The sequence below is a fragment of the Amycolatopsis albidoflavus genome (assembly GCF_039525725.1).
GTDB classification, from domain to species: Bacteria; Actinomycetota; Actinomycetes; order Mycobacteriales; family Pseudonocardiaceae; genus Amycolatopsis; species Amycolatopsis albidoflava.
Window position 1 is genome coordinate 59,288 of record NZ_BAAAHV010000006.1, and the last position, 23,247, is coordinate 82,534.

A 23,247-nucleotide genomic window follows, 5' to 3' on the forward strand; every position below is an offset into this window, starting at 1 on the left:
GCTTGTTCAGGCGCAACAGCCCTCGGGCTTGGCGGCATCGTCGGACGTGCAGCACGCGGTGTTGTCCGATCCGAACGTCTGCGCATCCGCCTTGACGGTGTAGACCTCCCACGGCTCCCGGCCCGGACCGTGCACCCACACCTTGTCCTGCACGGCGTAGCAGCAGGTGGTGTTGTCCTCGGGCAAAGTCTCCAGACCCTCTCCGGTGAGGCGCTTGCTGGCCGCGTTGACGTCCTCCGTCGACTCGACCTCGACGCCGAGGTGGTCCAGGACGGTGTCCTGTCCGGGCTCGCCTTCCAGGAGCACGAGCTTGAGCGCGGGTTCGGCGACGGCGAAGTTGGCGTAGCCGGGCCGGAGTTTGGCAGGCTCGACGCCGAAGAGCTTCGAGTAGAAGTCGATCGAACCCGCCAGGTCTCCGACCCGCAGGGCGAGCTGAACTCGGGACATCGGTCCTCCTTGAATAGATGTTTGTCGAAACAGGATGGGACCTAGATTGCTGTCTATGTAGAGATCTGTCAAGATAGACAGATGTCGAAGCAACTGCCGCTGGTCGCGATGGACGCGTGCTGCTCCCCGTTGGCGCGCGACCCGCTGACGGCCGATCAAGCCGTGGAGCTGTCGAAGCTGTTCAAGGCGATGTCCGACCCGGTGCGGCTGCGGCTGCTGTCGCTGATCGCGTCCCACGCCGGCGGGGAAGCGTGCGTGTGCGACTTGACCGACGCGTTCGACCTGACCGGCCCGACGATTTCCCACCACCTGAAGGTGCTGCGCGAATCCGGCCTGATCACCGGGGAGCGGCGCGGCACCTGGGTCTACTACCGGGTCCACCCCGAAGTGCTGGCCCGGCTCTCGGCCGTGCTGGTCCCGGGCGGGACGGAGGCGCTGGCATGACCGGGGAAACGGGCGTCGTCGGCAAACTGTCCACTTTGGACAGATTCCTGCCGGTGTGGATCGCCGTCGCGATGCTGGCCGGATTGCTGGCGGGCCGATGGATTCCCGGCCTTGGCGAGGTCCTGAACGCGGTGCGGGTCGACGGGATTTCCTTGCCGATCGCGCTCGGGCTGCTCGTGATGATGTACCCGGTGCTGGCGAAGGTCCGCTACGACCGGCTCGGCAGCGTGACCGGCGACCGGCGGCTGCTGTGGCCGTCGCTGGTGCTGAACTGGCTGATCGGCCCGGCGCTGATGTTCGCGCTCGCCTGGCTGCTGCTGCCCGACCTGCCGGAATACCGGACGGGGCTGATCATCGTCGGCCTCGCCCGGTGCATCGCGATGGTGATCATCTGGAACGACCTGGCCTGCGGCGACCGGGAAGCCGCCGCCGTGCTGGTCGCGCTGAACTCGGTGTTCCAGGTCGTCATGTTCGGCGTCCTCGGCTGGTTTTACCTCGCCGTGCTGCCCGGCTGGCTGGGCCTGCCGCAAGCCGGGTTGAGTGTTTCCGGGTGGCAAATCGCCAAGAGCGTGCTGGTGTTCCTGGGCATCCCGCTGCTCGCGGGTTATCTTTCGCGTCGGCTGGGGGAGCGTGCGAAGGGCCGTACCTGGTACGAATCCCGGTTCCTGCCGAAGGTCGGCCCGGTCGCGCTGTACGGGCTGCTGTTCACCATCGTGGTCTTGTTCGCGTTGCAGGGCGACCAGATCACCAGCCGCCCGCTCGACGTCGCCCGGATCGCGCTGCCTTTGTTGGTCTACTTCGGACTCATGTGGGCCGGCTCCTACGCGGTCGGCAAGGCGGTCGGCCTGTCGTACGAACGGACCACGACGCTGGCGTTCACCGCCGCGGGCAACAACTTCGAACTCGCCATCGCCGTCGCTATCGCCACTTTCGGCGCCACGAGCGGACAAGCGCTCGCCGGAGTCGTCGGGCCGCTCATCGAAGTCCCGGTCCTGGTCGCGCTGGTCTACGTGTCTCTCGCGCTCCGACGCCGCTTCGTCACGACGCCCGCGGAGGTCTCGTCATGACCGTCCCCGAAGTGCTCTTCGTCTGCGTCCACAACGCCGGACGCTCGCAAATGGCGGCCGGGCTGCTGCACCATCACGCGCGCGGCAGGGTTGCCGTCCGCTCTGCCGGATCCGCCCCCGCCGACACGGTCAATCCCGCCGTGGTCGCGGTGATGGCCGAACTCGGCATCGACCTGTCCCACGAATTTCCCAAGCCCCTGACCGCCGACGGCGTGCGCTCGGCCGACGTTGTGATCACCATGGGCTGCGGCGACGCTTGTCCCGTGTTCCCCGGCAAGCGCTACCTCGACTGGCAGCTCGACGACCCGGCGGGCCTTCCGGCCGAGCAGGTCCGGCCCATCCGGGACGAGATCGACCGGCGGGTCCGGGACTTGCTCGCCGAGCTGGTCAGCTGACCCCTTCATCGTCTATCGTCGATGGACGATGAAGGAGGATGCCGTGCTGGACCGTGCCGCCGCGGAGACCTATGCCGGATGGTTCCGCGCGCTCGCGGATCCGACGCGCGTCCAGATCCTGCACCTGATCGCTTCCGCGGGCCGTCCGCTGCCGGTCGGCGAGATCGTCGAGCAGGTGAGCGTGAGCCAATCGACGGTCTCGGCGCATCTGAAGATCCTGACCGAGGCCAGGTTCGTCCTGGTGCAACCGCACGGCACCGCCCGGTTGTACCAGGTCAACAGGCAGTGCTTGTCCTGCTTCCCCAGTGCGGCCGACGTCGTCATGGGCAAGGCGGCCGTCCCCTTCGCCGACATCGTTTGCGAGGTATCGAGATGACGTCAGGCCAGGACGCGATCCGTGACCGCTATGCCAATGCCGCACGACGAGCGTTGGCGGGCGAAGCCACCGGCCTGCTGTCTGGATCCGAACGACTCGGCGCGGTGCACTACGCGGAAGAAAACGTCCCCGAAACGGTGGCAGCCACTAGTCTGGGCTGCGGAAATCCGCTTGCAGTCGCCGATCTGCGGCCCGGCGAAACTGTCCTCGACCTCGGCTCCGGCGGCGGCCTGGACGTACTGCTTTCCGCCCGTCGCGTCGGGCCGGAAGGCCGCGCCATCGGTCTCGACATGACCGATGAAATGCTCACCCTCGCCCGACGGCACGCCGCACAGGCGGGGGTCGGGAACGTCGACTTCGTCAAGGGCACGATCGAAGCCATTCCCTTGCCGGACAACACTGTGGACGTCGTGATCTCCAACTGCGTCATCGCCCTGTCGCCGGACAAACCGGCAGTTTTCGCGGGGATCGCGCGCGTTCTGCGTCCCGGAGGCCGTCTCGGGGTGACTGACCTTCTCGCCGGGGAAACCTTGACCGACGCGGAGCGAGCTGCCGCTGACGAAGAATGTCTCGGCGGGGCACTCACGGCCGACGACTACCGAGCCTTGCTTCACTCCGCGGGCCTCGTGAACGTCGACATCCGGCGTACCCACGAGGTCGGGAACAAGCTGTACTCGGCAATCATTCGGGCGGACAAGCCGTCAGGCTGACTCGCTCACTGCCGAAGCAGCGGCCCCACTCCCGGAACCCGAATGATCTCCTCCGCGAGAAAGTTCCGCAACAACCGCACCCGAGTCAGCTCCGCCCGCTCAGGCACGACGAGCAGATTTACCGGCAACGGCGCACAGCTGTACCCAGGCAACACCGCCTGCAACACCCCGTCCCGAAGAAGGTCGTCCACCAGCCACCGCGGCACCGGCGAAATCCCGCGCCCAGCGACGAGCGCCTCCCGCGCAGCCAGCCCGTGATCGACGCGCAACCGAGGCTCGAAGGTCGCGACGTGCGCCGCCCCCTGCGCGTCGATGAGCGTCAACTCATGGCTCTTCGCGACACTCGTCCGCCGAATCACGTCGTGCGTCGACAGATCCTCCGGCAACTCAGGCGTCCCGCGCCGCGCGAGATAGTCCGGCGACGCGACCAGGATCTGATGCGCCACCCCGAGCGGATGCAGCCGCAGTTCGCTGTCCGGCTGAGGTCCGATCTGGATCGCGACGTCCACGCCGTCGCGGATCAGGTCGGAGCGTTCGTCGGTGAGGACGAAGTCGACGCGGATGTCCGGATAGCGGTCCTGGAAGTCGAAGATCAGCCTGCTCAGATGCATGACCCCGAAGAACGCCGAACACGAGATCCGCACCTTCCCGGACGCACCCGGCTCGACCTCTTGGCGCGCCTGCTCGACCAGCCGGAGGATCTCCGTGGCGCGGTCGTAAAAACGGCGCCCTTCCTCGGTCAGCGAAATGCTCCTGGTGGTCCGGCTGAAGACGGACACCCCGAGCGCCTCCTCCAGGTCGCTCACGTGCCGCGTGACGGTGGACTGGCCGACGCCGAGATCCCGTGCGACAGCGGAAAAGCTGCCGCTTTCGGCGACGCGGACGAACGTGCGCATGCGATCGAGCGTGACTTCTGGCTTATGCATCGTGTGGATAAATCCTCTCCGCCGACGAGGCTAAATGAATCGCCCTCCCGCGGCTACCGTGACGATATTCCGAGGGAAAGAAGCGAAAAATGCCCATGGGACCTGTGCGGACTTGGCCGGACGGCAAGAAGGTCGCGGTGAAGATCTGCGTCGCGCTCGAGTCGTGGTCCGAGGGCCATTGGCCGGTCTACGCGCCGATGGCCGCCGCGTGGCCGTTGTCCGAGGTGGAGTGCCGGCACAGCATGTCGTGGGCCGAATACGGGGCGACGACGGGAGTGTGGCGGCTGCTCGAAATCCTGGACCGGCATGGCATGCCGGCCACCTTCGGCGTCAGCGGCCTTCTCGCGGAGCGGCATCCCGAACCCGTACTGGCCGCGCACGCCGCCGGGCACGAGATCGCAGCGCATTCCTACGCCCAGGACATCATTCCCGGACAGCTCAGCGCCGCCGCCGAAGCCGAAAACATCAGGCGCTGCACCGACATCCTGCGCCAAGTCACCGGTTCCCGGCCGACCGGCTGGCTCAGCCCGCGAGCCACCGAATCCCGCCATACCCCGGCCCTGCTCGCCGCGTCCGGCTACCTCTGGTCCGGCGACCGCAGCGACCGCGACCTGCCCTACGTCGCCGCCACCTCGGCGGGTCCGTTGGCCTACCTCATGCACAGCGACTTCACCGACGTCCGCGGCGTAATGGCGGGCCCGCGCGCGTACCGAGACATCCACGTCGACTTCCTCGACTACCTCCTCCGCCAGCCGACGCGAGGCATCCTCAACCTGACCGTTCACGCACACGTCGGCGGACGCCCACTGTTCGCCGATCAGTTCGACCAGCTGCTCCAGCAGGTCGCCGTCCTCCGGGACGACCTCTGGATCGCCACCCACCACGAGCTAGCCGAGCACGTGCTCAACACCGAAAAGGCCGCATCATGACCCGAACCCTCGTCATCGGCGGCACCGGAGCCATGGGCAGCCGGGTCGTCGAGCGACTCCTCGCCGACACCGAGCACGAAATCACGGTGCTCACCCGCGACCCAGACTCATCACGCGCCGCAGCCTTGTCCCATGACCGCGTGCGTCTGGTCCGCGGCGACGCGGGCGACCCGCGAAGCATCGAGTCCGCGCTGCACGACGTGTCCCAGGTCTTCTGCAACACCGACTTCTTCTCCACCAAAAGCCCGCTCGCCGAGTTCGCACAAGGCACGAACATCCTTGAAGCAGCCAGACAACACGGCGTCGACCGGTTCGTATGGTCATCGCTGGACAGCGCCGCGACCCTGACCAACGGACGCGTTTTCGTGCCGCACTACGAGGCCAAGGCAGCAGTCGCCGCGCACATCCAGCTCCACCGCTCCGAAGAAATGATGCGGCAGGAACCGGACGGCTGGTACACCGAGCACGTCTCGATCCTCGTGACTTCGCCGTACTTCGAGAACCTCCAATCCCGGCTCTCACCCTCCGCCGAGGACGCGGTGTTCACCCTCCCGCTAGGCACCGGCCGATACCCCATGATCGCCCTGGCCGACATCGCCTGGTTCGCGGTGCACATGCTGGAACACTGGCAATCCTGGGGCGCACGCGACCTGTCCGTCTCCGCAGACAGCCTGACCGGCAACGAAATCGCCGAGACTTTCGCGCGGGTAACCGGAACCCCCGCCCGCTACGAAGACCTGCCCCTCGACGAACTCCGCACGAGCATCCCCGACGTCGGCCATGACTACGCCGGAATGTTCGGCTTCTTCCAGCAACACGACGTCGCCGCCCACGACCGCGACCTAGCCCTGCTGCGCCGCCTCCACCCCGGCTTGATGACCTTCGAAGACTGGCTGCACCACACCGGATGGGACGGCAGCCGCCGCGAGGTCCAGCAATTCCGGCCCCGCGCATGACCTACACGTCCGTCCAACCCGAACTGCGCACCGCGCTAGCCGAACTCCGCAGCGCAGACCTGTACAAGACCGAACATCACCTCACCTCGCCACAATCGGCACGGCCGGTCGTCGACGGACGGGCTGTCCTGAACTTCTGCGCCAACAACTACCTGGGCCTGGCCGACCACCCCGCAGTAATCGACGCCGCCAAACAAGCCCTGGAAACCCGCGGCTTCGGAATGGCAAGCGTCCGCTTCATCTGCGGCACCCAAACCGAACACGCCGCCCTTGAGAATCGCCTGTCAGCTTGGCTGGGCACCGACGCGACGATCCTGTACTCCTCCTGCTTCGACGCAAACGGCGGCGTATTCGCCACATTGCTAGACGAGCGAGACGCGGTTCTCTCCCACACCCTCAACCACGCCTCAATCATCGACGGCATCCGCCTTTCGAAAGCGCGCCGCCACCGCTACCGCACCCTGACCGACCTGGAAACCCAACTGTCGACCCCCGCCCGCCGCCGCCTCATCGTGACCGACGGCGTCTTCTCCATGGACGGCTCCATCGCCCCCTTGCGAGAAATCTGCGACCTAGCCGACCGCTATGCCGCCCTGGTCATGGTCGACGACTCACACGCCGTCGGGATCCTCGGCCCGACCGGTGCCGGAACCCCCGAGTTGCTTGGCGTGCAGGACCGAGTCGACATCGTCACCGGCACGCTGGGCAAAGCCCTCGGCGGTGCTTCCGGCGGCTACGTCAGCGCTCACGCCGAGATCGTGGAGTTGCTGCGACAGCGTTCCCGTCCGTACCTGTTCTCGAACGCCCTCTCACCCGCCATCGTCGCGGGCGCTCTCGCCGCTCTCGACCTCGCAACGGACCCCTCTCGCCGCGCCGCACTCCACCGCAACACCGCTTGCTTCCGCGACCAGATGACTGCAGCTGGCTTCTCTCTCCTGCCTGGCGAACACCCCATCGTGCCAGTGATGTTCGGCGACGCAGGGGAGGCCGTCCGCGTGGCCGAGCGGATGCGGCGGTCGGGCGTCTACGTGACGGCGTTCAGCTACCCAGTGGTGCCATGGGGAGAGGCCCGCATCCGGGTGCAGGTCTCGTCGGAGCATTCTCGCGAGGACCTGGACCGCTGCGTCGCCGCGTTCGTCGCGGCACACGGCGCGAACAGCTGAGGAACGCGCCGAGATACTGCCTCTCCGACAGCCGTTCGTGCCCGGAGCGGGGATGAACCAGGTCAGCGCACGATGCGAAGGCGGGGCCCAGTGAGCTGGTCGAGCCGGCGATTGGCGTCCTCGGCGGAAAACGCGTGCGGGTCGAAGTCGGCGGGCGAAGCCAAGCCGAGCCATCCGAGCATGCCCTCGTGCTCGTCGTCGCCCGGATCGGCCAGAATCGCCTTCAGCTCCTGGTAGCCGTACGGGCCGCCGCAGTCCTCCGGTGGGCACGCCCCTTCACCGACAGTGCAGATCGGACCGGTCGTTCCGGCTTCGGCAGGCAGGATTTCTTCCAGCGTGAGCTCGTGTTCCCAGCCGTCGCCGAAGTCGTAGGCGTAGCCCAGCCGGTCGCCGGCCTCGGCCAGCAGCTGGGACAGGCGCACCGCCCGCTCGTCGGCGTGGCCGAGGTCCGGGTCGGGAATTCCGTACTGGGCGCCACCCGCGGAGAAGGCGTGCAGATGGCAGTTGTCCCAGCCCATCGCGATCTGGATCACCTCGTGCACCTGGCCGAGATCGAGATCGGCGGGCACCTCCAGGCGTCGCCACACCGGCGGTTTCGTCACGTCGCGCAGGGCGAGCTTGACCTGGTAGCGAGTGTCGGGGCGCACCGCGGCGGGCGGGACGGGCGCGTCCGGTGCGGGCGGTGGACCGCCGGGCAATCCGGCCATCGGAGAAACCGGCAGGAGTTTGACCAGCCGGTCGGCCGCCGGATGACCAGTGGCGGCCAGCAGCGGCAGGATCTCGGCCTGCTCGGCGCCTGCCTGGTCGTGGAGCAGGCCGGACAGCGCTTGCGGGGGCAGATCGGGAGCCAGCGTGTCCTGCAGGACGGCGAGTGCGTCCACGGCGGTCCATGCCAGGTCGGTCTCGGCCGGCTCCGTGCCGTCCTGCTCGGCCAGCCAGATCCGCGCGTAGGAGCCGAACCCTTCATAGCCCGCCCACTCCCGCCAAGCGGCGGCCGCGTCCGGGCCGCATTCGCGAGCCAGCGCCAGTGCGGCGAGCCGCTGTTGCCCCGAGGCGGATTCGCCGGCCGAGATCAGTTCGGCCGCGGCCTCGGCCGGCGCGCGGGCGGACAGCCAGGGCCGGGCCATCAGTGCGGCGATCCGGTCGGGCAGCGCCACCACCGCATCCACCAGCGCGGCGGCATCGGCTCCGGCCGCCGGCGCGTTTCGCCGGAACAGGAAATCGGTGAGCCAGCGCCCCAGCGGGGTCAGCTCGGCGGTGTCGCCGTGCAGGGCGGCGATACCGAACTCGGCGAGGGCTTCGACGATCTCGCCGCCGGCTTCCGTCGTGCCTGCCAGGTCATCGAGGAGGCCGGTCGCCAACGAGCAGGACGGGCAAGTGCAGCCCGGCGTGCCGGCGGCGAGGCCCCTCGCGATGTCCTCGCTCAGGTCGTCCAGCGAGATCGCGCCGCCCCGCTCGTACAGGACGGCCAACCCGTCCAGGAGCTCCGCATCGGGATCGCCCGCCTCACCGGCCAGCCCGAAACACTCCAGCGTGCACCGGGTCCAGATCGCCAGTACCTCGTCCGCGGTCCCCTCGGCCCAGGTCTCCAGCGCGGCGCCCGCGGCCGCCCGGCCACGCTCCACCTCGACGAATCCGGCCGCCGCCGCGGTGAACCACGCCAGCATCAGCTGATCGATGTCCAGCGCGCTGCGGGGCTTGCGGGTAGCCAGTTCGATCCCGAGCAGGTCGCAGGCCTCGACGGCGGCGGCAGGCTTGAGCACTCCCCGAGCGGTCAGCGGCCGGCCAGGTCCGACCCATCCGGCCAGCTTCGCCGCCTCGGCGAGCGCCGGACAGCTCCGCGCGGCCGAGGCGAGTTCCTTGGGCGAGAAAACCGGCTCTCGTTCGTCCGCGCGGAATGGCATGAAAGCACCTTAGGGCCGCCGGTCACCAGGGGAACGGCAGGCCGGACTTCTCCACGGCGCGCCGTGGACACCGGGAAACACAAACGGCCGGTCCCGCACGGATGGCGGAACCGGCCGCTTGTCGCTGCCGTTTTACCAGGTCAACCCCGGTGTTGCAGCACACGTCGTAGGTCTGTCACGCCCCGGCGCTGACCTGCGGTCCGCCCAGTTGTACCCCTTCTGACCTGGCGGTTAGTGGTTGTCGTCGGTCGTTCATGGTCAACACTCGCCGACCTCTGACGGCCTGGAGACGGCCTGGCGGGTCGTTCCTGCACCCGTCCGGCGGCCGACCGCGGAACTGACCTCGTGGGGTTCCTGTTCGCCCCTTCTCCCTCGTCCCTGCTGCCTCTAGCGCCGGGTCGGTCGTGTCAAGGCACGCTTTCCCGCCTTGATGCGGCCGACCCGGTGTTAGATGCTGAGTAACGAGGGACCCTTGGTGACCACTCCGCGTCGGCTGCGCAAGTCGGGGGACTGAGCCGGACAGCTCGATGAATCTCCGTCGCCGTTGGCGGCGCGCTCGCGTTGCCACGTCTACGGCGGGCTCGCCCGGCGGCGCGGGCCGGAGCGGAGCGGCAGGCTCGCGTCCGCCACTGGGCGGAGCCCGCCGCACGCGAGGTGACACGCGCGCCGCCAACGGCGGCGCGCCTTGATCCCATAGAGCCAAGTTCGGCAGTAGGCAATTTTTACTGCGCTTGAGCGATTAACAAGTCGACAGTTATTCGAATCGGAAGCCTTCTGGTTTGGTGCCGGTTGTTTTTGTTGCCAGATGTCACAAGAAGGTATGCTCCGTGGTCTGTTGCGATGCTAAGCACGACAGTATCGAAGGCTCTTGGCTTGCTCGTTATTGCGATTTCACGGCTGCGAGCTTGATAAGTTTGGAAAATTTCTAACATTACTCTTGTGATCATTACGTTGCGTGCTGATCGTAACTAATCGTCAAGGCTGGGCGACTGTCACTTGAAGCCGGAAGACGCAAGGAGGCAGCTTGCCGCGCGAGTGGGACACCTACACCGCCGCCGGTGGCGGCTGCCCTGTGGAGAAGGATCTTCTCAAGGCGAGGCTAAGCAAGTGGGAGGCCGGTCGCCTGGACGAGGTCCAGACCATGATCGCCGAGGGTCGGGGTCGACCGAAGATCGACTTCAAGTACCTGCGAGACGGCGTCTCAGAATGCCTGGTTGACGGGCACAACCGGACGTTTCGGCTGTTCTACGCGGACCTCAACGGAGGCCCGTTTCTCTTGGCGCTTCACTTCATCAGCAAGAAGAAGCAGAACGACAGGAACGCCGTCAACCTCGCTGTGAAACGCCTGCGCGACTGGCTGCAACGAAACCCGCAACCATGAGCGTCACACAATTGGAACTAGCGAGCATATCGCCTAGAGGCGATACTGGAGCATGACGGAGGTGATGGGACATGGCAAAGAAGCTGCTTGACCTGCTTGGATATGACCGAAACGACCCTCGGGTCGCTGCTGGCCGCCGCCATGGGGCTGCGATCGCACGCCTGATCGATAGCCTTGTTCAGATACGTGACAAGCGAAATCTTACGCAGAGTGATGTCGCTGAACGCATGGACACCACCCAGTCTTCAGTGTCGAATTTTGAGCGCCAGGGCGGTGACCCCAAAGTGTCTACCCTGTTCCGGTACGCCGATGCGGTCGGTGCGGATCTTGATTTCATCGTGGATCCGGTGGACCCGATCATGAGCCAACCGCACGCGCCGGTGGTCCCACGGGCTGCCGAAGCAGCGACCCGAAGCGGCTACACGACCTCCCGCTTTGAGGTGGCGGTTCATTGAGAGTCAACGTTCTGCTCGGGGACTCGGCACAAGTCGATGTCGGCGGTAAAGCGCATGTCCTTGGCATGGGATGGACCAAGACCGGGGTTCCGACCGGTCCAATGGCTGTCGTCGTTCTGATCTCCTTGGACGACGAGGCAGAAGTAACCAAGCCTCACGATGTTGTCATCAAGCTGATGGACCAACGCGGTGAAGTCGTGGATCTTTCCGCAGTGGGTGCGCGCCGGATGGAATTCGAAGCAAAGATCGAGCCGCGGCCCGACGTGCAGGTCGAGTTGCCGTCGGTGGCCCCTATCGCGATTCAGCTAGTGGGCTTGCAGTTGAGCCCAGGCGAGTCGTACGTGTGGCAAGTGGACGTTGATGGGAGGAGCGAGTCCGCTTGGTCCGCGAGCTTCACCACGCATCCGGAGATGGCAGGGATACCGGTCAACACGGCTTGACGTCTTGCCAAAGGGGGAGACCTCGGTTGATGCTTGACGCTGATGGTCAGCTGAGAACTTCTGTCAACGCGCGGTGAATCGCTGCCGAGGCTCCGACGGTTTCGGCGGAGTCGGTGGTGTGCTGCTTGCCTTCGATGTCGGTGACGAGTGCACCGGCTTCGCGGGCGACGAGTACGCCGGCTGCTGTGTCCCATGGCTTGTTGGACAGGATGACGCATGCGTCTGTGCGGCCCTCGGCGACGAATGCGAGGTCGAGGGCCGCCGATCCGAACATGCGGACGCGCTCTACGTTCTCGGCTAGGGCTTGGGTGACATCGAATCGGCGACGGTTCTTCTCTGTCGCACCTGCGCCGGTGGCGTAGTCGCCGAGGGAGACGATGGCGCGGGCGAGGTTGGCGTTGGTGCTGGCTTGGATTGGCTTGCCGTTGCAGCGCGCGCCTGCTCCCTCAACCGCGGAATAGCTGAGGTTCAGGAACGGGGCGACGACGACACCGACTACGGGTTTGCCGTGGCGGACAAGGGCTAGCTGGGTTGCGCAGAGCGGTATGCCGTGTGCGAAGTTGGATGTGCCGTCGATGGGGTCCAATGTCCAGACCTGGGGTGTGCTCGGGTCAATCGAGCCGCCGCCTTGTTCTTCGCCGAGGAAGCCGATTTCTGGTGTGGCGTGTGCCAGGAAAGCTTGAACTTCCCGTTGAATGCGAAGATCGAGATCGGTGACGAGGTCGCGATCGCCCTTGGCGTGAACCTCGCCGGGCCTTTGGGTGGTCATGAGTTTCCGGCCGATCTCGACGGCCTCCTGAGCGACGGCGAGCATCGCGTCCAAGTCGTCGTTCTTCACGCGGTGACCTCCGTAGAACGCGCCCACATGGACTCGAAGACCTGGGAGAACGTGTCGAAAAGGCCGGCGGGCTTGCCTGCCTGCCGTTCCATGACCAGCGTCGGTGACTCGACACCTCGCGCGTCCGGTAGGTAGGGCTGGACCACGCAGGTGTCGTTGTCGATGACGGTGATGTTGAAGCGCACGGGCTCGTCGTATGTGCGGATCTGGAGGCTCTCCCGCGCAGACGGGCTGAGCTTGGAGTGAAGGCGCTGCAAGGTCTGCATGTTCAGCGTCGTCAACGTGGTGAGCACGTCCGGCGGAAGCCCTTCTTCGCGTTCGCGCGCCTTGATGTACTCCCCAGCTGGGTCGAGGAACAAGGCGCGAACCGTGGTTCCATTCTCCAGCAGGTCCGTGAGCGACCGGTCGGAGTACTGCTGGCACAGGGCGTTGAGCGACAGTCCAACGATGCTGATCGAGTCCGCGTCGTCGAACAGCCGGTGTGGCGGCATCTCGTGGCTGAACTCGGGCCGCGTGGTGAACACGGCGGTCACATCGGCCATGCCCTCGGCACGGGCAACCGGCGGCGCAGCTGGCGCGGCGGGCTTGGTCGACGGCGGCTCGGGAACGAAGCCGATTCCGCCGGTGTGCTTCTGGAACAGCTGCTCGGCAGTCCACCCGGGCAACATGCTCTCCAGGATTCGGCAGTGGTCGGCGTAGGGCAGGCCGCGGACGTCCCCGGACAGCCACCGGTAGAACTGCGCCTTGCTGGGATAGCCGCCCTTCAACGCATCGTCGATCTTGGCGGCGTGCTTGTCGTACTCGCGGCAGAACGCCCGATGTCCCTGCAGGTGCCGCTGCTTCAACAGCACCTTGAGCACGTTCGCTTTCTCGGTCACCGGTCCCGCGTCGTGCACCGCCATCGACTCACCGTAGCAGGCAGATGAGACAAAGACGAGACTCGACGATGGTCAGAAGTTCGAGACGAGACCTGCGCGCCATCTCGATGAAACTCCTGGTCAGCCGATTGTGTACGTAGCCGCCAGTGAGGCGGGACACAACGGTGAATCAGGTGAATCCAACATGGCGATCAGCAAGGGCTTTCGGTTCCCGGGCGAGTTTGACGAGGCGTTCCCGCAGGGTTTGGTGATGGTTGGCGAGGTGTCGCCGGGTAACGAGTACCAGTCGCGAGAGGACCGGGCGGCGGGTCGGCCTGCTCGGCAGCGGGTGGACGAGTCCACGGGCAAGCGGCAGTGGAAGGTGACGGTCACCGACCCGAGCGAGCAGAACGCGAAGCGGGCGTCGTATGAGGTGACGTTCTTGGCCGATGTTCAGCCGGTGCCGACGACGAGTGAGGTTCTGCCGGGGATGCGGCCGCTCGAGCTGGACGGGCTGACGGCGGAACCGCGCGTCGCGGGCAACGGCGAGTTCAAGTACCAGTCCTACGTCTGCCGCGCGACGGTCGCGAGCGGTGGCGGGTCGAAGTCGGCGTGTTCGGCACAGCAGGAGCAGACGGCTAAGGCCGCGTGATGGCGCTGACGGCTACCTGACTGGGAGTCGCAATGGTGACCAAGAAATCGGTGAAGGCGTGGGAGGACGCGTACCGCAAGTACGGTGCCGCATCGGAATTCGCGGCTCGTGCGGGTCGGGGCGATCACGAGGCGGCGTCTGTCATGGCGCACGCCTCGTGGGTCGTCGCTGAAGCCTGGCGGGCCATCGCTGCGGAGCGTCAAGACCTGACCTGGTGGATGTTGGCTGCGATCGAGTCCGCGGCGGAGGCATTCGAGGACCAGGCACGCCATTGGCAACAAAAGGAAGGACAAGACGGTGCCATTCAACGCGACCTGGGTGCCTGGTCCGGACGCGGTGGCGGGAATGTATGTCAGTGGCCCGGAAACCCTGCCGGGTTTCGTGTGCCGCCTCGACAAGGACAGCCCGTCGACGGATCCGACACAGTGGCAGAGGTTCGCCCTTCACCGACTCCGCGCCGAAGCGGACCAACTGTCGGCCGTCCTCGAGACATCGGCAGGGCAAGCACATGACAACCAGGACTGAACCGGCGACGCTGGAAGCTGCTCACTCCACCGCGATGTCTCGGCGTCCCGCGTCCGACGCAGCTCGTTCGGAATGGGTGGCTTTCCACCTGGCGAACGCGGCGATGTACCGCACCGTCGCAGACTTTGATCGCTGGCATCACCATGAAGCCCTGTACTGGGCGGACTACGAAGAACGCCAAGCGGCAAGACTTTCCTCGTCGGACGATGTGGCACCAGTAGTCCACATTGGACGAGGGGAATCCGACGACAGTAAGAAAAATGCACGTTCGGCCGCGCGGCGATGAAAGACACCTCGTTCAGGTGCGCAAAAAAAGGACGGCGGCCGAGGAATCCCTCGACCGCCGTCCCGTGCTAAGCGGAGGCTCCGACCAGTAACCCCTGGTCGAACCCCCAACCGCATCACACGTCGTAGTACAGCGAGAACTCGTACGGGTGCGGACGAAGCCGCAGCGGGTCGATTTCGTTCTCGCGCTTGTACTGGACCCACGTCTCGATCACGTCGGGCGTGAAGACGCCGCCCTCGAGCAGGTAGTCGTGGTCGGCTTCCAGCGTGTCCAGCACGGTGCCGAGGTCGCCCGGGACCAGCTTGACGTTCTTGGCCTCCTCGGGCGGCAGCTCGTAGAGGTCCTTGTCGATCGGCTCCGGCGGCTCGATCTTGTTCTTGATGCCGTCGAGCCCGGCCATCATCATCGCGGAGAACGCCAGGTACGGGTTGCCCGAGGAGTCCGGGCAGCGGAACTCGGCGCGCTTGGCCTTCGCGTTGTTGCCGGTGATCGGGATGCGCACGCAGGCGGAGCGGTTGCGCTGCGAGTACACGAGCGAAACCGGAGCCTCGAAGCCCGGCACCAGGCGGTGGTACGAGTTCACCGTCGGGTTGGTGAAGGCCAGCAGGCTCGGAGCGTGCTTGAGCAGGCCGCCGATGTAGTGCCGCGCCGTGTCGGACAGGCCCGCGTAGCCGGACTCGTCGTGGAACAGCGGCTGGCCGTCCTTCCACAGCGACTGGTGGCAGTGCATGCCCGAGCCGTTGTCGCCGGCCAGCGGCTTCGGCATGAACGTCGCGGTCTTGCCGGCGGCGAACACGGTGTTCTTCACGATGTACTTGAACAGCTGCAGGTCGTCGGCAGCGTGCAGCAGCGTGTTGAATTTGTAGTTGATCTCCGTCTGGCCCGCGGTGCCCACCTCGTGGTGCGCGCGCTCGATCTCGAAGCCGGAGTTCGTCAGGGTGCGGACGATGTCGTCGCGCAGGTCGGCGAAGTGGTCGACCGGCGGGACGGGGAAGTAGCCGCCCTTGAACTTCGTCTTGTAGCCCTGGTTCCCGCCCTCGGTGTCGGCGCCGGTGTTCCACCAGCCCTCGACCGAGTCGATCTCGTGGAACGACAGGTGTTCGGCGTCCTCGAAGCGGACCGAGTCGAAGATGTAGAACTCCGCCTCGGGACCGAAGAAGACGTTGTCGGCGACGCCGTACTCCGCGATGTACTGCTCGGCCTTGCGCGCGATGTTGCGCGGGTCGCGGCTGTAGGCCTCACGGGTGAACGGGTCGTGCACGAAGAAGTTCAGCGAGAGCGTCTTCGCCTTGCGGAACGGGTCGATCCGCGCCGTCTCGGGGTCCGGCAGCAGCAGCATGTCGGACTCGTGGATCGACTGGAAGCCGCGCACCGAGGAGCCGTCGAAGGCGAGGCCCTCTTCGTACGCCTCCAGGTCGAACGCCTTGGCCGGCACCGTGAAGTGCTGCATGACGCCCGGCAGGTCGCAGAACCTGACGTCGATCGACTCGACCTTCTCGTCGGCGATGAGGCGCTGAATGTCGTCTGGAGTAGTGGGCACCCTCGGTGACTCCTTCTCGTTCGTTACCGGCGGCTGTACTCTCTTCGGCTCACGCTAAGAGGGCGGTGTTGCCCGACCGTCACCCGAATGTTTCGCCGGTGTTAACGGGTCGCCGCCACTGCCCAGTCGACCAGGCCGGATGTGGTCCGCGCCACCGGCATACCCTGGACGGGTGGCGAGATGGACGGGTGAATGGCTGCCGGGCACCGGCGACGGCTCCACCGCGGCGGGCCCGCGCGAGGCCCCGAAGTGGCGCGGCGAGTCGATGGGCCTGCCCGAAACCGGCGTCGGCGCGGTGGCCGGCGGCGGCCCGCGCTTCCTCGCGCTGGTCGTCGACCTGGTGCTCGCGTCCCTGATCACGGCCCTGTTCGTGCGCTACGACCTGCAGAACGCGGCTGCGATGCAGACGTTCAACCTTTGGGCGGGCGCGGTCTGGGCGGTCATCACGGTCGCCCCGGTCACGTTCTTCGGATTCACCCCCGGCATGGCGGTCCTCGGCATCCGGGTGGCCCGCCTCGACGGCGCGACGATGGTCGGCGCGTGGCGCGCGCTGGTGCGGATGGTGCTCACCGCGCTGCTGCTCCCGCCGCTGGTGCGCAACGCCGACGGCCGCAACTGGCTCGACCGCGCGACCAACACCGTCGTCATCCGGATGCGCTGAAGTCCGTGAAGGGCTCCTTGAGGGAATCAGATTCCCTCAAGGAGCCCTTCACAGACCGCAAGCTCGCTCCCTCGAATGCGAAGAACCCCCGGCCGTGGCGGACCGGGGGTTCTCGGTAAGCAAGCGTCAGCGACGGCGGATGGTGCGCTGCACGTTCCGCATCTTCGCGCCCGCGGGCATCGGCCCCTTCGGCATCGCCGCGCCGCGCGAGCCGAGGGCGGCCAGCTTCGCTTCGAGCGCGTCGACCTGGGCCGGCTTGAGGTTGCGCGGCAGCTTCGTCAGGTGCGACTGCAGCTTCTTGAGCGGGACCTGCTTGTCCTCGTGGCCGATCGTGACGTCGTAGATCGGGGTGTCGCCGACCAGCCGGGACACGCGCTTCTTCTCCTGCGCGAGCAGGTTCTTCACCCGGTGCGGAGCGCCCTCCGCCACGAGGATCACGCCGGGGTGGCCGAGCACGCGGTGCACGGCGTCGAGCTGGGTCGTCGCGGCGACGGTCGGCGTGACCTTCCACTTCCCGCGCAGGTTCTCCAGCGCCCAGGCGGCCGCGCCGGGCTGGCCGTCGGCCTTCCCGTAGACCGTGCGCTGCACGCGCCTGCCGAAGATGATCACGGCGAGCAGGATGCCGAGCACGACGCCCAGCGGCAGCAGCGTCCACTGGATGTCGAAGATGAACCCGATGCCGAACAGCACACCGGCGACCACCACGATCGAACCGACCATCCAGGGGATGAGCATCGGGTCTTCGCGGCGCTGCATCTTGAACGCCTCGAACAGCTGGCCGCGCCGTGCCTTGCTCGCAGCGCGCTTTTCCCGCTTGGCCTGCTTGGCCGCTTCCTTGTCCTGCTTGCCCGCCATATGACCAGGATACGGCCGCGTGCCCGGCCGGGAATCCGTCGGCCCCCTCTGCGAGGATCGCGGGGTGGCCATCGCATCGTCTCCCCAGAGCCGGCAGAGCCGCGCGGGCCTGCTCGACGGGCTTGATCCCGAGCAGCGCGCCGCCGCGGCGGCCCCCCGCGGTCCCGTGTGCGTCCTCGCCGGAGCGGGCACCGGCAAGACCCGGACGATCACGCACCGCATCGCCCACCTGGTGCAATCGGGCCACGTCTCGCCCGGGCAAGTACTGGCCGTCACCTTCACCACGCGCGCGGCGGGGGAGATGCGCACCCGGCTGCGCGGTCTCGGGGTCGACGCGGCGCAGGCGCTGACGTTCCACGCCGCCGCCCGCCGTCAGCTCCGCTACTTCTGGCCGCGGGTCGTCGGCGACCGGCCGTGGGACCTGATCGACAACAAGTTCCGGCTTGTCGCCCAGGCCGCCCAGCGCGTCCGGCTGAGCACCGAGACCGAGGTGCTGCGCGACCTGGCGAGCGAGATCGAGTGGAGCAAGGCGTCCCTCGTCTCGCCGGACGACTACCCCGCGGTCGCCGCGCGGACGCAGCGCGACACCCCCGCGCCGGTCGCGCAGGTCGCCGAGGTCTACCGCTGGTACGAGGAGCTGAAGACGAACGCGCAGGTCCTCGACTTCGACGACCTGCTCCTGCAGACCACCGCGGTGCTGGAGAAGCACGACGCGGTCGCGGCCGAGTTCCGCGACCGGTACCGCTGCTTCGTGGTCGACGAGTACCAGGACGTCACGCCGTTGCAGCAGCGGCTGCTCGACGCGTGGCTCGGCGGCCGCGACGACCTCACCGTCGTCGGCGACGCCAACCAGACCATCTACTCCTTCGGCGGCGCCTCGCCGAAGTCGCTGCTGGAGTTCACGCGGCGGTTCCCGGAGGCGACCGTCGTGCGCCTCGAACGCGACTACCGGTCGACGCCTCAGGTCGTCGCGCTGGCGAACCGCGTGATCGGCGCCGCGCGCGGACGTCCGGCCGGGTCGCGGCTGAAGCTCATCGGACAGCGGCCGGAGGGCCCGGAACCTCAGTTCGCCGAGTACGAGGACGAGGCCGCCGAAGCCGGCGCGGTCGCGCGGCGGATCCGCGAACTGCTCGACGCGGACGTGCCGGCCAGCGAGATCGCGGTGCTGTTCCGGGTGAACGCGCAGTCGGAGGCCTACGAGCAGGCGCTCACCGAAGCCGGGATCCCGTACCTGGTCCGTGGCGGCGAGCGGTTCTTCCAGCGCACCGAGGTGCGGCAGGCGATGGCAGCGCTGCGCACGGCGTCGATGGAGCCGACCTCGCTGGAGCTGGTCACCGCGGTGCGCTCGGTGCTCGCGCGGGTCGGGCTCACCGAGCAGCCGCCGTCCGGCGGAGCGGCGAAGGAGCGGTGGGACGCGCTGCTCGCGCTGGTGGAGCTGGCCGAGGAGCTGGCGGCGTCGGTCGAGGACGCGGACCTGCCGCGGTTCGTCGCGGAGCTCGAACAGCGCGCAGTGGCGCAGCACCCGCCGACGGTCGAGGGCGTCACGCTCGCGTCATTGCACGCGGCGAAGGGCCTTGAGTGGGACGCGGTGTTCCTCGTCGGGCTGTCCGAGGGCACCATGCCGATCTTGCACGCGGACGGCGACGACGCCGCGATCGAAGAGGAACGACGGCTGTTCTACGTCGGCGTCACGCGAGCCCGGGAGCACCTGTCGTTGTCGTGGTCGCTCTCGCGCGGTCAGGGCCGGGGACGCAACCGGCGGCGGTCGAGGTTCCTGTACGGGCTGATCCCGGAGGACCACCCGGCGGCGCGCATCGCCCGTTCGCAGCAGGTGTCGAAGCCCGGGTCGAACGTCGCGCGCTGCCGGCTGTGCGGCGGTCCGCTGGTGCAGACCATGGAGGTCAAGCTGGGGCGGTGCGGGAAGTGCCCGTCCACAGTGGATGAGGATTTGCTGGAGAAGCTGAAGACGTGGCGCGGGGAGCGTTCGCGGGAGTTGAAGGTCCCGGCGTTCGTCGTGTTCACTGACGCGACGCTGATGGCGATCGCCGAGCAACGGCCGACCGACGACGGCGCGCTGGTGTCGATCTCCGGGATCGGCGCGACGAAGCTGGAGCGGTTCGGCGCGGAAGTGCTCGACGTGGTCCGTTCGTCGATGCGATCTTGACCGCGTCTTCGCGGTGATCGATGCGGCGAACCTGCTGCTAGGGGGCGATCTTCGTCTCTTCGGCAGAGATTTGGGAAAATAAGTTGCCCCGGCTGTGCCGGGGCGCATAGCCTGCGTAGGCACCCGGGCGAGAAGAAGGCCCGGTCTGGGGAAGAACAAGAACATGACGGCCGCCGCTCCGCGCGGCGCAGTCCGACAGAGAAAGGCGGTGCCGGTGAAATGATCAGCAATCTGATGCACACGATCCCTGGCACTGGTCTGCCTGTCTGCACGACCGTCGCCGCCCCGCGCCAGGGCACCGGTGTGTCCACGTTCGCGCCAATCGACGGAACGCGTCGTCACGTTGACGGATTGCGTCGCATCGAGCGCAACTGGGCCCCGGCCGGCATCACTCTCGCGACCGCCGCCGTCGTTGCCGCGTACCCGCAGGTTGATGTCGATCTGCCGACCATCAAGCAGTTCCGTGTTCCGTTGTCGATACGGGAGCGAAGTTCCTGACCTGACGTCAGGACTCAAGGCTCACGAAGGCCGCGGAACCGGTAACCGGATCCGCGGCCTTCGTGTTTTTTTGGCTGCACAACAAGAAGGAACAAGTTGTCCAGTTCGATCGCCCACCGCCACACCACCACCGAATCGCAAAGGAGCACGGATATGTCTGCCGCCATCGCCCTCGCCGAGGGCCCCTTAGCCGAAGGGTTCGACATCGGCGACCTGCTCGACGGGGTCGCTGAGCCCGAACTCCCCTGCCGCTCGCGCGACGCGGACCTCTGGTTCGCCGAATCGCCCGCGGAACTCGAGCGGGCCAAGGCGTTCTGCGCCGGCTGCCCGGTCCGCGAGGCCTGCCTCGCGGGAGCACTCGCCCGGCGTGAGCCGTGGGGTGTCTGGGGAGGGGAGATCTTCGAGCGCGGTGCGGTGATCGCGCGCAAGCGGCCCCGTGGCCGTCCGCGCAAGAACGCCGCCCTCGAACCCGCCGCCGCAGCCCGGAGCGCCGCCGCATGACCGTCGACCTCATCACCACGCGCGATTTCGAGGCCCGCACCGGAAAACCGGTCCGAGTGCAGCCGAAACCCAAGCAGAACAAGTCTCAGGAGACCACGAAGATGTTGCTTCACGAAGAACTGTCCCGAGCGCGAATACGCGACCTGATAACCGAACACGAAGCCCAACGCCCATGGCGCCGAGCGCGAGCCGCGCGCCGCTGGTCGCGGGTAGCCCGCTGGGCGACCAGCCGAGCGGAACGATTCCAACCACCCAGCTAGACCCACTCCGGTCCGGCTGCGGTCCGGCATCAGTAGACCTGCTCTGGTGCGGCTGGGGCGGGTCCGGCTTCAGCAGACCTGCTCTGGTGCGGCTGGGGCGGGTCCGGCTTCAGCAGACCTGCTCTGGTGCGGCTGGGGCGGGTCCGGCTTCAGCAGACCCGCTCTGGTGCGGCCGGTCGGGGTCCGGCTTCAGCTGGCCTCCGCCCGGCCCGGCCGGTGCCTCTTTGCCCGGGAGCCGATGCCCGCCATCAGGATTGCCTCCAATCCTGGCTGGCGAGCGTCGCCGCCCGGGCTTTGCTCCCACCTCCGAGTCGATTCGCGCCTCCGAGCCGATTCGCGCTGCCCGGCTCATCTCGGGCAGGGCGGATCTGATCCGGCTGCGTCGTCTGATCATCCGGCTGCGAACCAGGTAGTCGGACGTCCGCCGACCTGATCTGCCTTGCCCAACCGGCTCGGCTGCGAGCAACCGGCATCGGTTTTCGGGAACGGGGAGGCGGGCGACCGCGCAAGACGCTTTGCCCAAGGGGAGGGGCAGACGTCCGCTCGGCCAACACCGTCGCTGATCACTTCGCGGGAATGAGCCTGGAAGGTCCGTCGGGGGACCGTCCAGGCTCGTTCTCGTCCGCGGACAGGTGTTCAATGAGCCCGTGTCCGGACATACGCACGACCACATCGACTGGGCTGACCGGCTGGTTCTCCTCCGCGCGGCCGACGCTCTCGACGCTCCCGCGCAAGCCGCCATCGCAGCCCGCCTCATCGAGAAACTCCCCGCCAACCCCACGGTGATCGACCTGGGCTGCGGTGCCGGCGGAATGAGCACCCACTTCGCCCAAGCCCTGGCCACCCAGCACGGCGGCACGATAATCCTGGTCGACGCGACGCCCGAACTGCTCCACGAGGCCGAGCGTGCTGTCCTTGCCGCCGCCGAAGGCCTCGAACCAGACGGAGACGCCGCGCCGACAGTCGAGGTTCGGGCGATCGTCGCCGATCTCGCCGACGGTGCCTTGCCCGACTTGCTTCCCGCCGCGGATCTCGTGTGGGCGTCGCGCGTGGTGCATCATCTTCCGGACCAGCAGGCCGCGATCGGCACGCTTGCCGCTGTCGCACGGGCTGGCGGCGTGGTCGCTCTCGCTGAAGGCGGGTTGTCTTTTTCTTGCCTCCCTTGGGATCTCGGAGTCGGACGGCCCGGCCTAGAGGACCGGTTGCAGGCCGCGCAGGCTGAGTGGTTCGTCGGAATGCGCGAGGGCATCGACGGCGCCGTGCCGATGCCCTACGGCTGGACCGTCGCACTTGAACGGGCCGGACTCGCCGACGTCAGCTCGTTCAGCGCGTTGGTGGACCACCCCGCACCCGGCCCGAACGGTCTCGCCGACTATGTGCACCACCACCTTTCCCGCCTCGCGACGCACGGCGCCGACCACCTCGCGGAGCAAGACCGCGCGACGCTGGCTTCTTTGCTCGATCCGGACAGCTCCCACTACCTCGGCAAACGCCGAGATCTCTTCCTGCTCGGCGCACGCACCGTGCACCACGGACGCCGACCATGACCGCGCCCGCCCCGACGTGCTCCCGGTGCGGCCGAGCACGTGCCGCCGAAACGGACCCGCTCGCGACCCTGGCTTGGGTCAGCACCAAGGAAAACGGCGAACAGCGCTGGCTCTGCCCGGACTGCGCGCGCAACCACGTCCGGGACATCGAGGGCAAGCTGCCCGACGAATACTGGTGACCGAGCGCGCGAGATCCGGGATGCAGGCTGCCTGACGATCCCTCGCGACCGGACCGCGTGCGCAGACCATGCCAGACGCCGCTCATCGAGCTTGGCGGTGGAGTGCGTGCGACCAGGCCCGGGCACTGAGGGCAGGCTTGCTGGACGAGTACTGGTGACCGGATTGCGTGCAGCCAGATCCGGGGCGTCAACGGCGATCCGCTTAACGTGTGCCGGTACCCGCGGTCGGCCACAGACAGATCTGGCGTGCCAGCGGTGGTCTGTTGGCGTATGCGGGCGCCGGGGCTGGCC

The 23,247-nt window shown here is 67.3% G+C and carries 26 protein-coding genes; 19 read left to right on the forward strand and 7 right to left on the reverse strand.

Annotated elements, in window-relative coordinates:
* Positions 1–6 precede the first annotated feature (6 nt).
* Positions 7–447 carry an ArsI/CadI family heavy metal resistance metalloenzyme gene (locus ABD156_RS08580; protein WP_344268764.1) on the reverse strand — a complete coding sequence of 147 codons (441 nt, stop codon included), beginning with the start codon at positions 445–447 and terminating at the stop codon, positions 7–9.
* Positions 448–528: 81 nt separating this feature from the next.
* Between ABD156_RS08580 and ABD156_RS08585 the strand changes: the two genes are divergently transcribed.
* The 5 genes from ABD156_RS08585 to ABD156_RS08605 are packed head-to-tail and all read left to right on the forward strand — an operon-like array spanning position 529 to position 3,439.
* A complete protein-coding gene (locus ABD156_RS08585) occupies positions 529–891 on the forward strand; it encodes an ArsR/SmtB family transcription factor (protein WP_344268767.1) in 363 nt (120 codons plus the stop codon).
* Positions 888–1,958 (forward strand): ACR3 family arsenite efflux transporter, encoded by a 1,071-nt coding sequence (gene arsB, locus ABD156_RS08590; protein ID WP_344268770.1) that lies wholly within the window; start codon positions 888–890, stop codon positions 1,956–1,958. Before ABD156_RS08585 ends, arsB begins: the two co-directional genes overlap by 4 nt.
* Positions 1,955–2,353, forward strand: coding sequence for an arsenate reductase ArsC (locus tag ABD156_RS08595; RefSeq protein WP_344268773.1), 399 nt, complete (start codon positions 1,955–1,957; stop codon positions 2,351–2,353). The genes arsB and ABD156_RS08595 overlap by 4 nt, the downstream gene beginning before the upstream one ends.
* A gap of 28 nt (positions 2,354–2,381) precedes the next feature.
* A complete protein-coding gene (locus tag ABD156_RS08600; protein WP_344268776.1) occupies positions 2,382–2,729 on the forward strand; it encodes an ArsR/SmtB family transcription factor in 348 nt (115 codons plus the stop codon).
* A complete protein-coding gene (locus ABD156_RS08605) occupies positions 2,726–3,439 on the forward strand; it encodes a methyltransferase domain-containing protein (protein WP_344268779.1) in 714 nt (237 codons plus the stop codon). The genes ABD156_RS08600 and ABD156_RS08605 overlap by 4 nt, the downstream gene beginning before the upstream one ends.
* 5 nt (positions 3,440–3,444) lie before the next feature.
* Here ABD156_RS08605 and ABD156_RS08610 read toward each other — a convergent pair whose 3' ends face one another.
* Complete coding sequence (locus ABD156_RS08610; RefSeq protein ID WP_344268782.1) at positions 3,445–4,335, reverse strand: LysR family transcriptional regulator; 891 nt, start codon at positions 4,333–4,335, stop codon at positions 3,445–3,447.
* A 119-nt stretch (positions 4,336–4,454) separates the two neighbouring features.
* Here ABD156_RS08610 and ABD156_RS08615 point away from each other — a divergent pair, with 119 nt between their 5' ends.
* Genes ABD156_RS08615 through ABD156_RS08625 form a run of 3 tightly spaced genes read left to right on the forward strand, consistent with a single transcriptional unit; the run spans position 4,455 to position 7,413 of the window.
* Positions 4,455–5,294 carry a polysaccharide deacetylase family protein gene (locus tag ABD156_RS08615; RefSeq protein WP_344268785.1) on the forward strand — a complete coding sequence of 280 codons (840 nt, stop codon included), beginning with the start codon at positions 4,455–4,457 and terminating at the stop codon, positions 5,292–5,294.
* The gene (locus ABD156_RS08620) at positions 5,291–6,250 is read left to right on the forward strand and encodes an NmrA/HSCARG family protein (protein ID WP_344268788.1); all 960 of its coding nucleotides are present in this window, start codon (positions 5,291–5,293) and stop codon (positions 6,248–6,250) included. Before ABD156_RS08615 ends, ABD156_RS08620 begins: the two co-directional genes overlap by 4 nt.
* Complete coding sequence (locus ABD156_RS08625; RefSeq protein ID WP_344268791.1) at positions 6,202–7,413, forward strand: glycine C-acetyltransferase; 1,212 nt, start codon at positions 6,202–6,204, stop codon at positions 7,411–7,413. The genes ABD156_RS08620 and ABD156_RS08625 overlap by 49 nt, the downstream gene beginning before the upstream one ends.
* A gap of 62 nt (positions 7,414–7,475) precedes the next feature.
* On the opposite strand, the gene ABD156_RS08630 is transcribed toward ABD156_RS08625, so the two are convergent.
* Entirely contained in the window at positions 7,476–9,317 is a 1,842-nt protein-coding gene (locus tag ABD156_RS08630; RefSeq protein WP_344268794.1) for a plasmid pRiA4b ORF-3 family protein, read from the reverse strand.
* A gap of 1,024 nt (positions 9,318–10,341) precedes the next feature.
* Here ABD156_RS08630 and ABD156_RS08635 point away from each other — a divergent pair.
* The 3 genes from ABD156_RS08635 to ABD156_RS08645 all read left to right on the forward strand — a co-directional run bounded on the left by ABD156_RS08635 (position 10,342) and on the right by ABD156_RS08645 (position 11,593).
* Positions 10,342–10,698 (forward strand): hypothetical protein, encoded by a 357-nt coding sequence (locus ABD156_RS08635; RefSeq protein ID WP_344268796.1) that lies wholly within the window; start codon positions 10,342–10,344, stop codon positions 10,696–10,698.
* 71 nt (positions 10,699–10,769) lie between these two features.
* Positions 10,770–11,153 carry a helix-turn-helix domain-containing protein gene (locus ABD156_RS08640; protein WP_344268799.1) on the forward strand — a complete coding sequence of 128 codons (384 nt, stop codon included), beginning with the start codon at positions 10,770–10,772 and terminating at the stop codon, positions 11,151–11,153.
* A complete protein-coding gene (locus ABD156_RS08645) occupies positions 11,150–11,593 on the forward strand; it encodes a DUF6941 family protein (RefSeq protein ID WP_344268802.1) in 444 nt (147 codons plus the stop codon). The genes ABD156_RS08640 and ABD156_RS08645 overlap by 4 nt, the downstream gene beginning before the upstream one ends.
* Before the next feature lie 46 nt (positions 11,594–11,639).
* Here the strand turns inward: ABD156_RS08645 and ABD156_RS08650 are convergent, their stop codons facing one another.
* Both ABD156_RS08650 and ABD156_RS08655 read right to left on the reverse strand, forming a co-directional pair.
* A complete protein-coding gene (locus ABD156_RS08650) occupies positions 11,640–12,431 on the reverse strand; it encodes an inositol monophosphatase family protein (RefSeq protein ID WP_344268805.1) in 792 nt (263 codons plus the stop codon).
* Positions 12,428–13,333 (reverse strand): DUF5919 domain-containing protein, encoded by a 906-nt coding sequence (locus ABD156_RS08655; protein ID WP_344268808.1) that lies wholly within the window; start codon positions 13,331–13,333, stop codon positions 12,428–12,430. The genes ABD156_RS08650 and ABD156_RS08655 overlap by 4 nt, the downstream gene beginning before the upstream one ends.
* 160 nt (positions 13,334–13,493) lie before the next feature.
* Between ABD156_RS08655 and ABD156_RS08660 the strand changes: the two genes are divergently transcribed.
* Together ABD156_RS08660 and ABD156_RS08665 are read left to right on the forward strand one after the other, a co-directional pair.
* The gene (locus ABD156_RS08660; protein WP_344268811.1) at positions 13,494–13,940 is read left to right on the forward strand and encodes a hypothetical protein; all 447 of its coding nucleotides are present in this window, start codon (positions 13,494–13,496) and stop codon (positions 13,938–13,940) included.
* A 508-nt stretch (positions 13,941–14,448) separates the two neighbouring features.
* Positions 14,449–14,751, forward strand: coding sequence for an AMED_5909 family protein (locus ABD156_RS08665; RefSeq protein ID WP_344268813.1), 303 nt, complete (start codon positions 14,449–14,451; stop codon positions 14,749–14,751).
* A 115-nt stretch (positions 14,752–14,866) separates the two neighbouring features.
* Here ABD156_RS08665 and glnA read toward each other — a convergent pair whose 3' ends face one another.
* The gene (gene glnA / locus ABD156_RS08670) at positions 14,867–16,291 is read right to left on the reverse strand and encodes a type I glutamate--ammonia ligase (protein ID WP_116201910.1); all 1,425 of its coding nucleotides are present in this window, start codon (positions 16,289–16,291) and stop codon (positions 14,867–14,869) included.
* Between the two features lie 172 nt (positions 16,292–16,463).
* Between glnA and ABD156_RS08675 the strand changes: the two genes are divergently transcribed.
* Positions 16,464–16,952: an RDD family protein gene (locus tag ABD156_RS08675; protein ID WP_344268821.1), complete on the forward strand. Its 489-nt coding sequence runs from the start codon at positions 16,464–16,466 to the stop codon at positions 16,950–16,952.
* Positions 16,953–17,078: 126 nt separating this feature from the next.
* Here ABD156_RS08675 and ABD156_RS08680 read toward each other — a convergent pair whose 3' ends face one another.
* A complete protein-coding gene (locus ABD156_RS08680) occupies positions 17,079–17,807 on the reverse strand; it encodes a DUF4191 domain-containing protein (RefSeq protein WP_344268824.1) in 729 nt (242 codons plus the stop codon).
* A 64-nt stretch (positions 17,808–17,871) separates the two neighbouring features.
* Between ABD156_RS08680 and ABD156_RS08685 the strand changes: the two genes are divergently transcribed.
* The 5 genes from ABD156_RS08685 to ABD156_RS08705 all read left to right on the forward strand — a co-directional run bounded on the left by ABD156_RS08685 (position 17,872) and on the right by ABD156_RS08705 (position 22,956).
* Entirely contained in the window at positions 17,872–19,971 is a 2,100-nt protein-coding gene (locus tag ABD156_RS08685; protein WP_344268827.1) for an ATP-dependent DNA helicase UvrD2, read from the forward strand.
* A 219-nt stretch (positions 19,972–20,190) separates the two neighbouring features.
* Complete coding sequence (locus ABD156_RS08690) at positions 20,191–20,469, forward strand: hypothetical protein (RefSeq protein ID WP_344268830.1); 279 nt, start codon at positions 20,191–20,193, stop codon at positions 20,467–20,469.
* Between the two features lie 153 nt (positions 20,470–20,622).
* Positions 20,623–20,970 carry a WhiB family transcriptional regulator gene (locus tag ABD156_RS08695; protein WP_344268833.1) on the forward strand — a complete coding sequence of 116 codons (348 nt, stop codon included), beginning with the start codon at positions 20,623–20,625 and terminating at the stop codon, positions 20,968–20,970.
* Positions 20,971–21,877: 907 nt separating this feature from the next.
* Positions 21,878–22,777, forward strand: coding sequence for a class I SAM-dependent methyltransferase (locus ABD156_RS08700; protein WP_344268836.1), 900 nt, complete (start codon positions 21,878–21,880; stop codon positions 22,775–22,777).
* Positions 22,774–22,956 carry a hypothetical protein gene (locus tag ABD156_RS08705; protein ID WP_344268839.1) on the forward strand — a complete coding sequence of 61 codons (183 nt, stop codon included), beginning with the start codon at positions 22,774–22,776 and terminating at the stop codon, positions 22,954–22,956. Before ABD156_RS08700 ends, ABD156_RS08705 begins: the two co-directional genes overlap by 4 nt.
* Positions 22,957–23,247: the final 291 nt, after the last annotated feature.